At 45.8% G+C, this 16,268-nt stretch carries 20 protein-coding genes and 1 pseudogene; 9 read left to right on the top strand and 12 right to left on the bottom strand.

Annotated elements, in window-relative coordinates; translation table 11 throughout:
* Positions 1-41: 41 nt before the first annotated feature.
* Together MPF33_05805 and MPF33_05810 are read left to right on the top strand one after the other, a co-directional pair.
* Positions 42-482, top strand: a pseudogene (locus tag MPF33_05805) (aldo/keto reductase).
* Between the two features lie 64 nt (positions 483-546).
* Entirely contained in the window at positions 547-768 is a 222-nt protein-coding gene (locus MPF33_05810) for a transposase (protein MCI2414746.1), read from the top strand.
* A gap of 434 nt (positions 769-1,202) precedes the next feature.
* Here the strand turns inward: MPF33_05810 and MPF33_05815 are convergent, their stop codons facing one another.
* Entirely contained in the window at positions 1,203-2,099 is an 897-nt protein-coding gene (locus MPF33_05815; protein ID MCI2414747.1) for an ATP-binding protein, read from the bottom strand.
* 390 nt (positions 2,100-2,489) lie between these two features.
* On the opposite strand from MPF33_05815, the gene MPF33_05820 reads away from it, so the two are divergent.
* Positions 2,490-2,702 carry a hypothetical protein gene (locus MPF33_05820; GenBank protein ID MCI2414748.1) on the top strand — a complete coding sequence of 71 codons (213 nt, stop codon included), beginning with the start codon at positions 2,490-2,492 and terminating at the stop codon, positions 2,700-2,702.
* A 372-nt stretch (positions 2,703-3,074) separates the two neighbouring features.
* On the opposite strand, the gene MPF33_05825 is transcribed toward MPF33_05820, so the two are convergent.
* From MPF33_05825 to MPF33_05860, 8 genes are all read right to left on the bottom strand, one after another.
* Positions 3,075-3,779, bottom strand: coding sequence for an ATP-binding protein (locus MPF33_05825; GenBank protein ID MCI2414749.1), 705 nt, complete (start codon positions 3,777-3,779; stop codon positions 3,075-3,077).
* A gap of 620 nt (positions 3,780-4,399) precedes the next feature.
* Positions 4,400-4,543, bottom strand: coding sequence for a transposase (locus MPF33_05830; protein ID MCI2414750.1), 144 nt, complete (start codon positions 4,541-4,543; stop codon positions 4,400-4,402).
* Positions 4,540-4,842, bottom strand: a complete 303-nt coding sequence (locus MPF33_05835; GenBank protein ID MCI2414751.1) for a hypothetical protein — start codon at positions 4,840-4,842, stop codon at positions 4,540-4,542. The genes MPF33_05830 and MPF33_05835 overlap by 4 nt, the downstream gene beginning before the upstream one ends.
* A 27-nt stretch (positions 4,843-4,869) precedes the next feature.
* Positions 4,870-5,013, bottom strand: coding sequence for a transposase (locus tag MPF33_05840; GenBank protein MCI2414752.1), 144 nt, complete (start codon positions 5,011-5,013; stop codon positions 4,870-4,872).
* Entirely contained in the window at positions 5,010-5,201 is a 192-nt protein-coding gene (locus MPF33_05845) for a hypothetical protein (GenBank protein ID MCI2414753.1), read from the bottom strand. The genes MPF33_05840 and MPF33_05845 overlap by 4 nt, the downstream gene beginning before the upstream one ends.
* 92 nt (positions 5,202-5,293) lie before the next feature.
* Positions 5,294-5,371, bottom strand: a complete 78-nt coding sequence (locus MPF33_05850) for a transposase (protein ID MCI2414754.1) — start codon at positions 5,369-5,371, stop codon at positions 5,294-5,296.
* 179 nt (positions 5,372-5,550) lie between these two features.
* Positions 5,551-5,805 (bottom strand): hypothetical protein, encoded by a 255-nt coding sequence (locus tag MPF33_05855; GenBank protein MCI2414755.1) that lies wholly within the window; start codon positions 5,803-5,805, stop codon positions 5,551-5,553.
* On the bottom strand, positions 5,775-5,921 hold the full coding sequence (locus MPF33_05860) for a hypothetical protein (GenBank protein MCI2414756.1): 147 nt from the start codon (positions 5,919-5,921) through the stop codon (positions 5,775-5,777). Before MPF33_05860 ends, MPF33_05855 begins: the two co-directional genes overlap by 31 nt.
* Positions 5,922-6,123: 202 nt before the next feature.
* Between MPF33_05860 and trxB the strand changes: the two genes are divergently transcribed.
* Both trxB and MPF33_05870 read left to right on the top strand, forming a co-directional pair.
* Positions 6,124-7,092: a thioredoxin-disulfide reductase gene (gene trxB / locus MPF33_05865; protein ID MCI2414757.1), complete on the top strand. Its 969-nt coding sequence runs from the start codon at positions 6,124-6,126 to the stop codon at positions 7,090-7,092.
* Between the two features lie 2 nt (positions 7,093-7,094).
* Positions 7,095-7,868: a hypothetical protein gene (locus MPF33_05870; protein MCI2414758.1), complete on the top strand. Its 774-nt coding sequence runs from the start codon at positions 7,095-7,097 to the stop codon at positions 7,866-7,868.
* Here MPF33_05870 and MPF33_05875 read toward each other — a convergent pair.
* Both MPF33_05875 and MPF33_05880 read right to left on the bottom strand, forming a co-directional pair.
* Positions 7,831-9,639 carry an AAA family ATPase gene (locus tag MPF33_05875; protein MCI2414759.1) on the bottom strand — a complete coding sequence of 603 codons (1,809 nt, stop codon included), beginning with the start codon at positions 9,637-9,639 and terminating at the stop codon, positions 7,831-7,833. The two genes, MPF33_05870 and MPF33_05875, sit on opposite strands and share 38 nt — an antisense overlap.
* Before the next feature lie 420 nt (positions 9,640-10,059).
* Positions 10,060-11,616, bottom strand: coding sequence for an NAD(P)/FAD-dependent oxidoreductase (locus tag MPF33_05880; protein MCI2414760.1), 1,557 nt, complete (start codon positions 11,614-11,616; stop codon positions 10,060-10,062).
* A 146-nt stretch (positions 11,617-11,762) separates the two neighbouring features.
* Here MPF33_05880 and MPF33_05885 point away from each other — a divergent pair, with 146 nt between their 5' ends.
* Positions 11,763-12,845, top strand: a complete 1,083-nt coding sequence (locus MPF33_05885; protein ID MCI2414761.1) for an alkaline phosphatase family protein — start codon at positions 11,763-11,765, stop codon at positions 12,843-12,845.
* A complete protein-coding gene (locus MPF33_05890; GenBank protein MCI2414762.1) occupies positions 12,838-13,368 on the top strand; it encodes a phosphoribosyltransferase in 531 nt (176 codons plus the stop codon). The genes MPF33_05885 and MPF33_05890 overlap by 8 nt, the downstream gene beginning before the upstream one ends.
* Here the strand turns inward: MPF33_05890 and MPF33_05895 are convergent.
* Positions 13,365-15,026 (bottom strand): methylmalonyl-CoA mutase family protein, encoded by a 1,662-nt coding sequence (locus MPF33_05895; protein ID MCI2414763.1) that lies wholly within the window; start codon positions 15,024-15,026, stop codon positions 13,365-13,367. The genes MPF33_05890 and MPF33_05895 overlap by 4 nt on opposite strands.
* An 88-nt stretch (positions 15,027-15,114) precedes the next feature.
* On the opposite strand from MPF33_05895, the gene mce reads away from it, so the two are divergent.
* Complete coding sequence (gene mce, locus MPF33_05900; GenBank protein MCI2414764.1) at positions 15,115-15,543, top strand: methylmalonyl-CoA epimerase; 429 nt, start codon at positions 15,115-15,117, stop codon at positions 15,541-15,543.
* A 43-nt stretch (positions 15,544-15,586) separates the two neighbouring features.
* Positions 15,587-16,120 (top strand): Hsp20/alpha crystallin family protein, encoded by a 534-nt coding sequence (locus tag MPF33_05905; GenBank protein MCI2414765.1) that lies wholly within the window; start codon positions 15,587-15,589, stop codon positions 16,118-16,120.
* Positions 16,121-16,268 lie beyond the last annotated feature (148 nt).

Consider the following 16,268-nt stretch of genomic DNA (forward strand, 5'->3'; position numbering starts at 1 on the left):
ATTATTTATTTATAACCTTTAACGTTTAAAGAGATTTATGGATAAGAAAAAAATTTAAGTATTTTACAATTTCTTTCTTAGCTTTTGGTACTTGGAGGATAGGAGGGGGTTATTGGTATAGTGATCATAGTAGGGATAAGGAATGGATAAACGCTATAAGAAAAGCAATAGAATTAGGGATTACTACTATAGATACTGCTGAGATGTATGGGAATGGTCATGCTGAGGAATTGGTGGGAGAGGCAATAAAGGGTTTAAAGAGGGATGAATTGTTCATAGTATCAAAAGTTTGGCCAAGCCATGCTGATTACGATGATGTAATTAAGTCAGCTAATAAGAGTGCAAAAAGATTAGGTACCTATATCGACTTATATTTACTTCATTCACCTTCTCGCGTACCCATATGTAAAACGATTAAGGCGTTTGAGAAATTGGTAGATGATGGTATAATAAGGTTCTTCGGTTTAAGTAATTTTGACGTTGGTCTTATCGCAAGTTGGCGCTATAGTGAACAAACTCTACGAGCACGGCATAAAGACGTACCTAGTGATTGAGTATAATACTTCGCGTTTTTGCGCTTACCATAACGCAAATGTAACGAGAAGGCCTAGGGGAGTCGTAAACTGTCCTTTTGGCCATAAGCTTCACAGCGACGTCAACGGAGCGTTAAACATTGTGAAACTAGGAGTTAAGAAGATTGTTAACGCGTTGAAGAAGCCTTTTTCTTTTCTCTTCACATCACGGAGTAACTCCCATAAAGGGGAGTAACGCCTTAGACCTATGCAGAACCCTCGCATGGCGGGGAGGGGTCAGTCTTAAATATTATCCGAAGGTATTGTGTAACGCTAAGATGCTAAATTTATAATATGAGGAAAGATTCACAAGTGTGGACAAGAATTTCATTCACATAAAATTCAATTTTATTCGACGCTTATTTCGAGAATTATGTGAATAAAATTTTCAACCATTGGCTTCCATGATAAGTCAATGCTTGATGCCTTAAGCTTCTACTAAATGTTCTCTTAAAAGAACTACACTAAAAAGATTTTTATGTCGAGTAAAATTCAATTTAAATCAAAATAACAAAATTCTTGTCCACACTCTTTCTATGCGTATTAAATTCTTTCCTTTCACAGAACTAGGAAAACCTCGCAGGGTCAAACGGTCTTTCGCTTGTTCAAAGTTTTCCCTTAGCGATTTCGTTAAAACTCTATTTCTCTAATGACAGGGTCTGTTATCACGTATTCTCCCTCCATTTTCTCTACAAAGTTATAATTTACTAAAGCCTCTAGTACTGAACTTAGTTCCTTATCATCAATATCTCTCCTCAACTTAACAGACGTGGCAAACTTAATGTCTTTCCACCTCTTAGCTATTTTGATAGATGATAGAGTAGCCAAGTATAACTCCCTATTCCTTCCCTCTAGAAAGTGGTTTAGCTCCTCTAACATTATCTTCTTACCCTCTTCCACAGTACTCTTTAATGATTCTTCAAAGCCTAACTTCCTTATCGCGTAATTGTTACCGAAGAGTGTCAACCAACCCACTACTCCATCTAGTCGGTTAACTACTTCCTCAGCCTTACTTTCCTCAAAGTCAACGTTTGCCTCTGTCATTCCAGCCTTTAGAAACTCAACAGACGACTTTCTGTCAAACGCCTTTAGCTTTATTTCAACTGGTGGTCTACCTAATAAGGGGGAACCTTCCTTTGGATTTAATAAAGCCTTAACTAAACCAACGTAAGACCCAGAAAAGATAAACCGGACCTTTGGATTACTCATGAACACATTTCCTAATACATCTAATAATGGCTTAGTGACTGCGGAAAGCTCTTGTACCTCATCTAGTCCTATGGCAAAGTCCTGGTTTACGGAAAGAAGTAGCTCTAACAAGCCTTTTTTAACATTTAATTTACCTTTCCTCACTTCTATACCTAAGGGACCTATAGTAAAGTTTACGCTTACCAGGTTGAATGGTTTATTCCTATTTATCTCCAATACTAATAGTGATAGTAGGCTCCTTAGTGTTTTTACACCTCTTAAGTTTAAATAAATCCCATTAATTCCATTCTTTTTCAGTTCATTGATTGCAACTTTCATAATGCTAGTCTTTCCTATTCCCCTTTGCCCACTAATCATTACCCAATTTTTTGAAATGATCTGTTAGATGATGTAATTTATCTCATTCTCTCTTCCAAATAGCTCTTTTAGTTCAGTTTTAGGATGTAAATCGAATAGCAACTGTACCCCCACCAGTAACTGGTGACCCACCAGTCAATTGTTATTCTAAAATAATAAGTTTTAATGGACTATTCACCTCTGCCCATGACCAAGTATTAACGTCAGTAACATTCCTATACAACTAGTCCCTACAGTCTTATGAGACGAGAAAATGTATTAACAAAGAAAGTCTTCTCATTCGATTAATGCTCATGTTAAACTCTTTCTTGACATAATAAGTTAAAAAACATATGTGTTTTTCTTAATGAAATGCTAGTGGTTTATGAGTTTCCTCAACTTTTTGAGGACACGGTGAAGGAGAGATTAATTAGGTTTATAGCGATTACAACGTCTGGAAGAGTGCGTCATCTTCACGACACAGGTAGACTAGGGGAATTCATTTATCCTGGAAATAAAATTCTCTTAAGAAATATTTCAGGAAAAAAAGAAGACCAGTTGTCAAGTTACTGCTGCGTGGAATAATACTTGGGTGATTGTCGATTCAAGCATACATAATATAATTGCTCAGAAAATATTGGGAGAAGCTAATAGGGAAGTTAAAGTAGAAAATAGTAGGTTAGATTTTCGAAAAGGTAATACCTTTATTGAGGTTAATTGTTTACCCAGAACTGATCTGGGGAATAAGTTTTGGAACTTACCTAATAGCTTCTAAACACTCTTCCTATTAGCTTCTCTGCTGGGCAATATTTTTCCTCATTTCTTACTATCCGCGACGCCTCTTCTAGTGATTTAAATAATTATATAACTCAGAATCACTTATTTCCCTACCTTCTGCGTACTCTATAGCCCTTTTTATCTCACTCCACCTACTACATTCACTTGCAACTCTCCTCATTATTGTGTTATATATCTTTTCTTAGCTATCATTCTACTTTTCAAGAAGTTCTCAAATTCCTTTCTAATTAATTTTTCTGCAGTATGTAAAGTCAATTCTAAAGCCTTATCGTAGTCCCTGCTCTGATAATAATATCCGAAGTAAGTTTGCCAACCTGGTACTCCTCCCAATTCTTCATAAATTTTATCATATTCATTAAAACTGATTCCAACTTCTTTAAATCCTCTCTCTAAAAATTCCTTGCTTTTCTCTCTATCAAAGGGATTTAATTCTACTCTATTCATTGCCCTCCCATGCAAAGGAGAGTCTGGGTCGTCTATTTTTAAGTATCTATATAATAAGCCCATCTTTGAGCTTGTTAATATAATCTTGACTTTCCTCAAATTATCGAAAGAGTATGAGAAAGAGAATAGTAAATTTGTTCCCCTTAAGTTAATTAGTTCTTGAGCCTCGTCTAAAGCTACAATAACTTTATCATCAGCCCACTCGTCAAGTAATTCTAGTAATGAGGAAAATTTGACCCTATTACCTCTCCCCCAATGTAACTTTACTTCATTACCTAATATGCTAACACCCTCTATTCGTTTGAGGAAGTCTATTAGTGAGGGAAATTTTTTAGTTAAACTATTTATTTCTTTTTGAAGGTCAAGTATGAAATCCTTGAATGATATATAATTCATCTCTTCATATTTTCTCATATCTATATAGATATATGGAAACTGTGTTTCATTTATAGCGATTTTTATTACCGAAGACTTTCCAGTCCTTCAAGATGCCGGAAAAGAAGGGTTGGATAGCCTATCATTACCGAAGACTTTCCAGTCCTTCTGAGACCTAAGACTAGAGAGATCGGTGACGATAGAGGCTTGACCTTTTCTATCTCCATATCTCTATCAAAGAAATCTTTTCTGGAATTTTTAGGTGAAGGGTCGAAGATCAATTCTACCCCTAGAAGTTAAATAGTTTTTCCGACTTGAAAACATGCGGCTGAAAAATTATAGAAATATTAACAAAAATACTTATATATAATTATATTCTCAATTCTTTACTAACATTAAGCATATAATTTGATAGATTATAACAACTGACTTCCTCCCCGCCAAGGAGGTTCCCCTCATCTATTCGTGCCTACATATGAGGGGCAGTCGAGAGGGTCAGAGAACCCCTCCCATACATTATAGCAATAACATCCCTCTGGCCTCCTCCCAGCCCTGCGAGGGTTCTGCCTAGGTCTAAGGCGTTACTCCCCCTTAAGGGAAATACCCCGTGATGTGAAGAGAAAGGAAAGAGCCAAAGCGTTGACAATCTTCCTTTTTCACAATGTTTAACGCTCCGCTAACGTCGCTGTGAAGTTAACGACACCACTGGGATTTCTGTCAACCTTAACGTTATGGAAAGCGCAGAGCCGCGAAGTATTGTACTCAACAACTAGGTACGTCTTTACGCCGTACTCGTGGAGTTTGTTCACTGTAGCGCCATCTTGCGAAAAGACCAAATTTGAAGTGAGCTTGTTACCATCCTAGAAATGAAGTAAGGATAGCCCAAGTAAACTGTGGAGACGCCAAGATCCCATAAGGACTTAGCCAAGTGAGATGCTAAAGTTCTGTAAATGATGAAGCCTAGGTGAATCTTCGAGAAAAGCCTTTTCCTTTCCCTCAGTACTTCTTCCTTAGCGTTTAATTCATTAACCAGGTCTAAGGCGTTACTCCCCTTTAAGGGAGATACTCCGTGATGTGAAGAGAAAGGAAAGAGCCAAAGCGTTGACAATCTTCTTCACTCCTAGTTTCACAATGTTTAACGCTCCGCTAACGTCGCTGTGAAGTTTACGACACCACTGGGATTTCTGTCAACCTTAACGTTATGGTAAGCGCAGAGCCGCGAAGTATTGTACTCAACAACTAGGTACGTCTTTACGCCGTACTCGTGGAGTTTGTTCACTGTAGCGCCAACTTGCGATAAGACCAAATTTGAAGTGAGCTTGTTACCATCCTAGAAATGAAGTAAGGATAGCCCAAGTAAACTGTGGAGACACCAAAGACCACAAAGTCTTGGTGAGGTGAGATGCTAAAGTCCTGTAAATGATGAAGCCTACGGTAAAGCTTAGTGACTCTTTCCCTTTCCCTCAACACCTCTTCCCTATCACTTCTTGGACCTTTTCTGTCTCGCTCTTCAACTTGTCAAGCTCAGCTATCTTTTTCTGAAAAGTAGAAGTTCGCTCTTAACTGCTGAACCACGGTAAAATAGAAGTACCGTCCTCAACCACGACAGTAGCCAACGCGTTTACGCCAAGGTCAATTGACGCAACCTTTTCGCCTTTAGGCTTTTCAACTTCTCTCTTTCGCCGTGAATAACGATAGAGTTCTTCATTGGCTTACGCTTTTCTTTGCTACAGTCCTACCAACGTCAACGAAATGTGGGCGTAAAAATTGTTGCCCATCACGCGAATCTCCAGCCTACCTTGTGCGCCAAACCACCTTAACCTTCAAAGGGCATCTTCATTTTCCAATCCTTCAGAGAGATGACGCGTTTTTCTTCGTCAACTTCGTAGCGATCTTGCCTAACTACTAGGATCAACTTCTCCTTTCCTCCATCTTTCCAGTAACGTGGCGGCGAGAAGTGATTCGCGAATGACGGTTTTTGTTTTAATGACGAGAAGGACGACCAAGTTGTTCTTCTGAAAACAGCTTGAGCGTTAACTCCTAGAACCTTCTTGTCTCGTACTTCCTCCACGTTTCCTTAAAGTTGACATTCTTTTGCTGAAAGAATTGTTGCCTCTCGTAGTTTGTCTCGTTCCACAGCTTTTCAGTCACGTCCGCCAACTTCCTCAATTTCCTCTGTTTACCCACTTGGGAAGAGCCTCACAACTGCGGTTTTGACGCTTCCGGAATTGCGGGAGTAATCGGGGCTCCTCATCTTTAGTTCGCCAAAGAAAGCGTCATAAAAGGAAATCGTTTTCATGTTAAAACCTTAACCCCGCCAAGCGAGGTTTGTCTTCTTACTTATCAGAAAGCAACAAGATTTAAGAGTCAAAGAGATATAAAATATCACATGAGCCTTTTACCAAAGTCATTTAACGTGAACTTGGATCAGATCTTTGACACAGTTATAATTGGCCTCGGACCCGCAGCTTACAGCGCTGCTCTTTACGCAGGCAGGTACATGCTTAAGACCTTGGTTATAGGGGAGACTCCAGGAGGTCAGCTCACTGAGGCAGGGGAAGTAGACGATTACCTGGGACTAATCGGCGTACAAGCGCAGGACATGATAAAGTTATTCAACGCTCACATTGAGAAGTACAACATACCCGCGATAATAGACACAGTTGAGTCCTTTAGAAGAGAAGGAGACATTTACGTTGTAAAGACTAAGAGGAAAGGAGAGATCAAAGCGAGAACAGTCATAGTTGCTATAGGCGTAAAGAGGAGGAAGCTTAACGTACCTGGCGAAGACAGGTTCACAGGGAGAGGAGTTTCCTACTGTTCCGTATGCGACGCCCCCCTCTTCAAGAACAGGGTAGTGGCAGTCGTGGGAGGAGGCGACTCAGCCCTAGAGGGCGCCGAGCTCCTTTCGAGGTACGCCACTAAAGTGTACCTCATACATAGGAGAGACCAGTTTAGGGCCCAGCCAGTTTACGTGGAGACGGTGAAGGCTAAGCCCAACGTCGAAATAATCGTGAACTCCACCGTGACCGAGATCAAGGGCGACAAACTCGTTAGGCAGATAACCGTGAAGAACCTAAAGACAGGTGAGACCAAGGACATAGACGTCAACGGGATATTCATTGAGATAGGCTTCGAGCCCCCCGTTGAGTTCGCCAAGGTCAATTCCTTGGAGACGGACCAGAACGGGTACATAAAGGTGGACGAGTGGGGGAGGACTAACTTGCCAGGGGTGTTCGCGGCTGGGGATTGTACTTCTACTTGGCTTGGCTTTAGACAAGTGGTAACTGCGGTGGCCCAAGGGGCAGTGGCTGCACGCAGTGCTTACACTTACTTGAACGAAAGAAAGGTAAGGTAAAGTTGGAGAACCTTCTCCTAGAGATAGGGAGGAAAGCTGTAAGCTTTATCCAGGAAATAAGGAATCAGAGCGGACTAGACAGGGTAATAGGGAGGCACGGTGACGACGTTACCAGAGTCGTAGACAAGAAATCAGAGGAGTACGTGTTTCAGTTACTGAACGAGACTGGGTACAAGTTCCTCCTCGTTTCAGAGGAGTCTGGAGTAGTAAAGCAAAGCGACAACTATGAGTTCGTGGCTTTAATAGATCCACTTGACGGAAGCACCAACTTCGTCAGTGGAATCCCTTGGTCGTCTGTGTCCATCGCCTTGTACAAGAGGGGCGAGAGGGACTTTAACAAGTCGTTTGCAGGAGTAGTAGCCAACGTGTTCACAGGGGACGTTTACTCCTACTATAACGGAAGGTCTTACGTTAACGGGGTGGAAGTGTCCGAACTAAAGAAAGGGAGCAACGTCGTCTTGGCCTACTTCACTAAGAGAGATCTGGACAAGGCGCTAAAGGTACTCAACAACGTGGAGAAGGCGAAAATAAGGAGCTTGGGGTCGGCCTCCCTAGACATGATCTTAGTTTGCCTAGGAAAGGCGTACCTATACTTTGACGTTAGGAATAAACTCAGGAACATAGACATAGCGGGTTCGACTGGGTTCTGCTCTTCCTTGGACGTGTTCCCAGTTAACCTTAGAGGTGAGAGGATAAACCCAGGAATAGACGACGTTAACTTAGTCGGGGACGTTTTGGTCACTTACGACCAGATCCTGTTGAGTAGGCTTTTCTAATGGTGGACGGCTTTATTCTTTTGTATGCCTCCATTATGTCCTCCTCAGTGAGTACCCTGTCCGCGTTACCCCTTATAATGTCCTTAAGTACCCTTAGCTTAGCCTCTCTGGCCAACGCTGCTAGGTCAGCTCCAGAGTAGCCCTCGGTTAGTTCCGCTATCTTGTCGCACTTAACTCTTTCGCAAGTCTCCTTCCCTAGATACTTCTCTAGGATGTCCTGTCTCTCCTCCTTGTTTGGCAAGTCCATCTTCACTATTATGTCGAACCTACCTGGCCTCAGCAACGCGGGGTCTATGGCCTTTATCCTGTTGGTCGTACCTATGACCACCACTTCCTTGAGATTCCTTATCCCGTCCATCTCCGTCAAGAGCTGGTTAACTATCTTGGAGGAGTCGCCTGCGCCCTTCCCGGACCTCTTGGACGCTATTGCGTCCAACTCGTCCAGGAGGACTATGGAAGGCCTGTTCTCCCTCGCCCTGTTGAACACCTCCTTTATAGTAGAGACTGCGCCCTCATAGCCCTTGTACATTATCTCAGCCACGCTTATCGAGATTAACTTCACGTTAAGCGTCTTAGCCAAGGCCTTGGCCATCATAGTCTTACCCACGCCGGGGGGACCATAAAGGAGGATCCCCCTTATCGGCGGAACCTTCATCTTCTCCATAAGGGAGGAGTACTTTAACTGTAGCTCCAACAGCTCCTTCAACTCCGTCTTTACTCTGTCGTAACCTCCTATGTCGTCCAGAGTAATCTTGTCGCTTATTTCCGCCTGTAGATCCTCTCCTTTTCTCGACCTCCTCTCGTAGTCCAGCCTGAACTTCTCAAAGTCCTCCAGCATTTGTAGGGTAATGCTGGGCTTGTACCTCTGTATGATCTCCATGAAGTCGTTCATTGTTATCTTCCTCTCCTCGTTCTTCTCCATTGCCTCCACTGCTACCTTTCTCGCCGCTTCTTGGCAGATGTTAGCCAAGTCCGCACCGCTGTACCTCTCGGCGATCTCAGCTATTTTCTCTAGATCAACGTCATCCGCCAGCGGCTTCCCCTTACAGTGTATCTTTAGTATTTCGAGCCTCGCCTGCTTGTTTGGAGGGCCTATGTAGATCAGCTTGTCGAACCTTCCCGCCCTAAGCAATGCCTTATCTAGGAGCTGAGGGACATTGGTCGACCCGACCACTATTACCCCGTCGTCGCTTTGGAGCCCGTCTATCTCTGAGAGCATGAGGGAGAGCAACCTAGGGGTAACAGAGTCCCCTGTGTGGCTTTCCCTCCTCACTCCTATGGTGTCTATCTCGTCAAAGAAGAGCAGGCAAGGGGCGTTCTTCCTGGCGTTGGCAAAGAGCTCTCTCAGCCTCGACTCGCTCTCGCCGTACCACTTGCTCATTATGTCGCTTACATTAACGTAAATGAAGTTTATCTTGGCCTCTGAGGCAAGGGCCCTCATCATCATCGTCTTCCCACATCCCGGTGGACCGAACAAGAGGATTCCCTTGGGCGGTCTAAGCCCGTACCTCCTCGCCAAATCCTTGTTCTTCAAGGGGAACTCGACGTACTCCTTTATCTCCTTCTTTACGTCCTCGTACCCCCCTATGTCGTTCCAACTTACCTTCTTCTCCTCTTCTTCCCTCTTCTTGTTCTTCACTTGTAGCTGAGTGGCCTTATCGCTCGTCATGAAATTCGTGGTAAATCTTTTAAACAGTCCCATAAGTATGAATACGATTATAGAGAGGGATATAAAAAGGATGATTAAGGTTTCAAAGTAACTATTACTCATCGATTTTCAAGTTATTATTCTCTCAGAGGCTCTATTTAAGTAAAGATTCGGAAGAGGCTAACGGGAACGCATAGTTCAGTTTACGGGGTTTGGGTCTCATAGGACTTCACAATACTTGATATCAGTCCTCAACCCTTGAGCTTCACGGGGGTCAAGCTTCAACGCTTTAACCCTCCTCCGCCCCATTAGCAGGGTAACCCCAACCCACCTAGTAGGTGGGGGAACCCACGCATCCCGCGTCCAGGGTCTATCTTTCGGGATAGACGCCCACATGTGGAAGGCCCAATCTAGCGTCTAATTAATTTTTACATCAGATTATATAAACTCTAGGTTTCAAGCGAAACTGTTTACCACGGCTCTGTAAGCCGTTCCCCTTAACAAGGATCCTCCTACCACATCGTCATTAGAACCCTGGACAACCTAGTCCTTAAGGGCACCAGCCCTCAAGTCCTCTAGTACCTTCTGCGACGCATTGTAGCCGGGAGCTCCAGTGACGCCTCCCCCTGGGTGTGTGCCGGAACCGCAGAGGTAAAGCCCCTTGATGGGAGTAGAGTAGTCGCTCATGCCTGGCAGTGGTCTGAAGGCGTACAGCTGGTCTGGAGTCATGTCCAGGTGAAAGATGTTACCTTCCCATATCCCAAACCTCCTTTCTATGTCCAAGGGTGTCAACACCTCGTACTTGACGGGTTTGAAGTTAGGAGCGTACTCCCTTACCTTCTCTATGGTTATTTCGGCTATCCTCTCCTTAAGCTTGTCGAGATCCTTTGAATATGGCAGGTACTGTCCAAATATTGAGAAGGCGAACTTTCCTGGAGGGGCGACAGTGGGATCTACGCTTGACTGTATGTTAATGGAGAGCCACGGCTCCTTGGAGTATCCGTAAGCCCTTGCGTCGTCGTAGGCCTTCTCTATGTACTCCACGCTGGGCATTATGAGCTCTGAGGCCACGTGTTCCGGAGAAAGGGCAGTGCCGTTGCCGAAGTCCGGTAGCTCCTCCAAGTAACCCACGAGTTTAAACGAGACACCCTTGGTCTTGAGGGACTTGACCCTCCTCATGAACTCGTAGTCCAACCCGTCCTTAACTAGCTTGAGGAAGGTGGTCTTGGGGTCGGCGTTTGACACCACAACTTTGCTCTCCACCAACTTTCCTCCCTTCAACACTATCCCCTTTGCCCTCCCCTTTTCCACCTTTATCTCCTCTACTTCCGCCCCAGTGAACACGTCTACCCCTAGGCTAACTGCCCTCCTTAGGAGGGCTTGGGTCACTCCTCCCATCCCCCCCTCCACGTAGCCCCAAGCGCCCTTAATCCCGTTAACCTCCCCGATGACGTGGTGGACCATTACGTAAGCAGTGCCGGGCATTGAGGGCGACGCGAATGTGCCGACAACCGCGTCCTCTATGAGGGCAGACTTGACCTCGTCGCTCTCGAAGAACTCGTCCAACAACGACTTGCCGTCTTGCACAAAAACCCTTGCCAAGTTAAGAGCCTTCTCCTCATCTAGGTTAACCGCCTTAAGCAACTTGACTAGCTCCTCCAGCTCTCCCAACTTCACTGGCCTGCTTAACATTAGGATGTCCGCTATATCGTAGAGGGGGTCCCAGAACTTCACCCACTTCTCGTAGTTTTTGGCGTCATTTTTCGAGAACTTCTCTATTTCCTTCTGGGTCCTCTTTACGTCGCTCCAGATGTAAAGCTTCCTCCCGTTGTCGAAGGGGACGAAGAGCCCGGGATCCTTTGTGTATACCTTCAACCCAAACTTCTCCAGCTCTAACTCCTCGAGTATCCTCCTCCTAAAGAGGCTAAGCACGTAAGCCCCCGTGGAGACCTTTATGGAGGGCCACATCTCCTCGGTTACTGAGGCCCCTCCGACTATCTGCCTTTTCTCGAACACCCCAACCTTGAGGCCCGCCTTAGCTAGGTATGAGGCTGTCACGAGGCCGTTGTGCCCCCCTCCTACTACGACTACGTCGTACATTATTCCTTCCTCTCCACCATCCACGCAAGTATCGCCGTGGCGAGGGCTATGGATACAAATCCTACAGCTAAGTAAGAGAATATTACTAATACTTCTTGAGTTGCCACATGGGATATTTTATAAGGTGGGTATTAACATTTATCCCTATGATCTTACCCGACTACGCAAACAACATTTACTCCCTCGCGTGCGGAGTGGCTGACTTCCTAGGAGTCAAGAGAAACTGCATAAGCAAGATACAACTCCAGGGGAGAAAGCTCGCCCTCGTGCTGATGGACGGCTTTGGTTGGAACATCATGGAGAGAGCAGGCGTAGTTAAGCAGGAAGCCAGGAAGATACAGACTGTGTTCCCGTCGACTACCTCCACAGTCCTCACTACGCTTTTCACGGCATTAACGCCAGGGGAACATGGGGTCTTAGGCTACAACACGTTTATTAAGGAGCTCGGGGGGATAATAAACACCCTGAAGTACACGCACCCAGCTGTGGACGTAAGGGATTCAATAAAGGACTCTGTGCCCTTTGAAAAGGCGTTCCCCGAGGTTAGGGGGTATCTGGGCGAGGTAACCGATAGGAAGACGCTAGAAGTGGTGCCGAAGGGGTTGGAGGACACAGAGTTTTCAAGGGCCATCCACGCGAAAACCACCGACCACAAGCCGTACGTCGACTGGTGGGACGGGCTTTACTTGTTCTCGCAGAGCCTACAAAACGACTACGACTTCATTTACTTCTATTTGCCCTACGTGGATACCTTGGCCCACAAGCACGGCCCTTACGTCGAACCCACCTTGCAGGCGGCGAGAGAGATATTCGAGTCACTTTACGGACTGGCAAAGAAACACCCCAACTACACTTTCGTGATTACCGCCGACCACGGACACGTGGAGGTCTCCGATAACGTCTTCGTGAAGCAAGACGCGGAGCTCATGAAGATGCTGGACTTGCCCCCATATGGGGACTCTAGGGCACTGTTCCTCAAGAGCAGGTACGACTTGAAGACCTACTTGACTAGGAAGTACAACGTAAGAGTGTTCCAAGGGGAGGAGTTAACTAAGCTCTTGGGCAGGATGGGCAACGTGGAGATGCCCGACTTTGTAGCTGTTCCAGAGGACAACAAGGCCTACATCTACGACTACAAGGAAAAGGGAGAGTACGGAAAATTAAAAGGCCACCACGGTGGACTTTTGCCCGAGGAATTTGAAATCCCCCTGGTGGTAATCAATGGTTGAGTACTACGTTCCTACTTGGGACGAAATAGAGGACGATATCCTGAACATAGCTGAAAAGCTGGCCATGGACCGCTTCTACCCCGACGTTATAGTTGCAATACTAACTGGAGGCGTGATCCCAGCCAAACTCTTCTCGGATGTCTTGGGCGTCAAGAACATAAAGTACATAGACATCAAGTTTTACAGGAGCGTGGGAAAGACAGAGTCGAAGCCCGTAATCAAGGCAGTATACGTCAACGAGCTTGACAACAAGAACGTATTAGTGGTTGACGACGTATCGGACACTGGGGAGACTCTTGAAGCCGTGAGCAATGTTATCACCATGTTTAACCCGGCGAAAGTGAGGACGGCCACGATTTACGTAAAGCCGTGGTCTAGGAAGAGGCCAGACTACTACAGTAAGGAGATAGACAAGTGGATAATATTCCCTTGGGACAAGTGGGAAGTCGTAAGGGAAAACAGGGAGGCCCCAGTAAAAAACAAGGAGAAGTTCTTTAGGATTCACTCGTACTTTAAGGGCTAGAAGATTATGGGCTCCTTGTAGGTGCCCCAGACCTCCCTCAAGGCACCGCTTATTTCTCCCACAGTCGCCCCAGCCTTTATGGCGTTCAGTATATAGGGGAACATATTGACTTGGCTGTTCTCTGCAGCCTTTCTGACCTCGTTTAGGGCGTCCCTCACTTTCATTTCATCCCTCTCTGACCTATACTTCTTCAGCCTCTGTAACACCCTCTCCCTGACCTCTGGGTTTACTCTGAACACCTCTGTAGTGCCTATCCAGTCCTTCTCGTAGGCGAAGTTAACCCCTACTCTCACTAGGTCACCTTCCTCAATCCTCTTCTGTAACCTATAGGCGCTCTCGGCGATCTCAGCTTGAGGGTAGCCCTTCTCTATTGCCTTCATCATGCCCCCCATGTCCTCTATCTTTTGTATTACCTTCCACGCCCTCTCTTCGATCTCGTCGGTTAGCCACTCAATGTAGTAAGAGCCTCCTAACGGGTCTACGGTCTCTGTAGCTCCGCTCTCGTAAGCTACTATCTGCTGGACCCTAATGGCTATCTTTGCTGCCTTCTCGCTGGGCAAGGCCAACGCCTCGTCGTAAGAGTTCACGTGAAGACTTTGGGTACCTCCTAGTACTGCAGCCAGTGCTTGTAGGGTAGTCCTTATTATGTTGATCTCAGGCTGCTGTGCCGTTAGCTCAGCGCCTCCAGTCTGGGTGTGGAACTTAAGCGTCATTGAGTCGGTCTTCTTGGCGTTGAACCAGTCCTTCATTATCTTGGCCCACATTCTCCTCGCTGCCCTGAACTTGGCTACCTCTTCAAATATGTTAGTGTAACCCGCGAAGAAGAAGGACAACGTGGGAGCGAAGTCGTCCACTGGTATGCCCCTCTCCACAGTCCTCCTCACGTACTCTATTCCGTCTGCCAGAGTGAAGGCCACTTCCAGTACGGCGTCAGCTCCGGCTTCCCTTATGTGGTAACCGCTTATGCTTATTGGGTGCCACTTGGGTATGTTCTTATAGGAGTACTCGATCAGGTCTATGGCGTACCTCATTGAGGACTCTGGTGGGTATATGAAGTTCTTCCTAGCTATGTACTCCTTAAGTATGTCGTTCTGCACTGTCCCGTCAAGCACGCTCTTGTCTAGGCCCCTGCTCTCTGCCGTGGCCACGAGCATCGAGAGGAGCTCTATCGCCGTAGCGTTGATCGTCATCGAGGTGGAGACCTTGTCCAACGGTATTGAGTTCATCACAATGTCCATTTCTTTCCAGTGAAACATCGACACTCCTACGACTCCCACCTCAGTGTAGGCCAGCTCGTTGTCTGGGTCAAGGCCTAACTGCGTTGGGAGGTCAAATGCCATGCTGAGCCCCGTCTGTCCGGCCTCCATCAGCTTCCTGAACCTAGCGTTGGTGTCCTCTGCTGAGCCAAACCCGGCGTACTGCCTAATTGTCCATATCCTCCCCCTGTACATGTTAGGATAGATTCCCCTGGTGAACGGGTATTCTCCCGGCAGGCCTATCTTTTCCATGTAGTCCCCTTTGACGTCCAACGGAGTGTAGAGGGGCTTTACCGTTATGCCAGAAGGCGTTACGAAGCTCTGCTTTCTCTCCTTTCTCTTAGATACCCAAGCCTTGTATACCTTTTCTTCCCATTCCTTTACCCTTCCCTCTATGTCCAATATAAATACCCAAATATACAAATGCTTAAACGATATAAAACCTTTGCTTTTTAATCAAATTTATAAACTTAAATGAAACTTATATCACATGCAGACCGAAAACATAGACCACATTGGGATAGCGGTAGAGGACATAGAAAAGGCAATTAGTCTTTATCAAGAGAAGTTCGGAATGAAAGTAGTGCACAGGGAGACCCTGCAGGACAGGGGGTTAAAGGTAGCCTTCCTTGTAGGGGAAAAGGGAGAGACAGCAATAGAGCTACTGGAGCCAATAGACCACGAGGACATGAACAACGCTGTCGCGAAGTTCCTCAAGAACAGGGGTCCAGGCTTGCACCACATAGCGCTCAAGGTAGGAGACATCAAAAAGTCGCTGGAGGAACTACAGAACCAAGGATTAACGCTAGTGGACAAGGAGCCCAGGAAGGGAGCTAGGGGTCACCTAGTGGCGTTCCTCCACCCCAAGAGCGCCATGGGAACGCTAGTGGAACTAGTCCAGGAGCACAACGTGCATTAATTTTAATAGATTTGAAAATGAGATAATATTCAGTGATCTAAAAATGGCGAGCAAGAAGAGAAAGAGTATATTTGATTTTGACCCCTTTGAGGACATGGAGGAGATGATAAAGAGGATCCAGGAGGAGTTCGACGAAATAGAGAGGCAGATGATGGAAATGACAAAGAAAGGCGGAGGAGAAGTGAGGACTTACGGACCTTACGTTTACGGCTTCAGCATAACCATGGGCCCTAACGGCAAGCCCATCATTGAGGAGTTCGGGAACATAAAGAGGATGGGCAACAAGCCCTTGATCAGCGAGGAGAGGGAGCCCATAGTCGACGTGATAGAGAAGGGCGACGAAATCAGGGTTGTTGCGGAGATGCCAGGAGTGGACAAGAACAACATCAAGGTAAACGTAGACGACAACACGCTTGTCATACAAGCCCAGTCAGAGGACAAGAAGTACTACAAGGAACTGGAGCTTCCCGCGCCTGTCGACGAGAACTCTGCCAAGGCGAACTACAAGAACGGAGTTTTAGAGATAGTCCTAAAGAAGGTCAAGAAGAGCTCTGGGAAAGAGATAAAAGTTGAATGATATAAGAAGACAAACCTCGCCTGGCGGGGTTAAGGTTTTAAACAACAAAGACAATTTCCTTTTATGACGCTTTCTTTGGCGAACTAAAGATGAGGAGCCCCGATTACTCCCGCAATTCCGGAAGCGTCAAAACCGCAGTTGTGAGGCT

Origin of the sequence: Candidatus Aramenus sp. CH1, assembly GCA_022678445.1 — an archaeon.
Classification (GTDB): domain Archaea; phylum Thermoproteota; class Thermoprotei_A; order Sulfolobales; family Sulfolobaceae; genus Aramenus.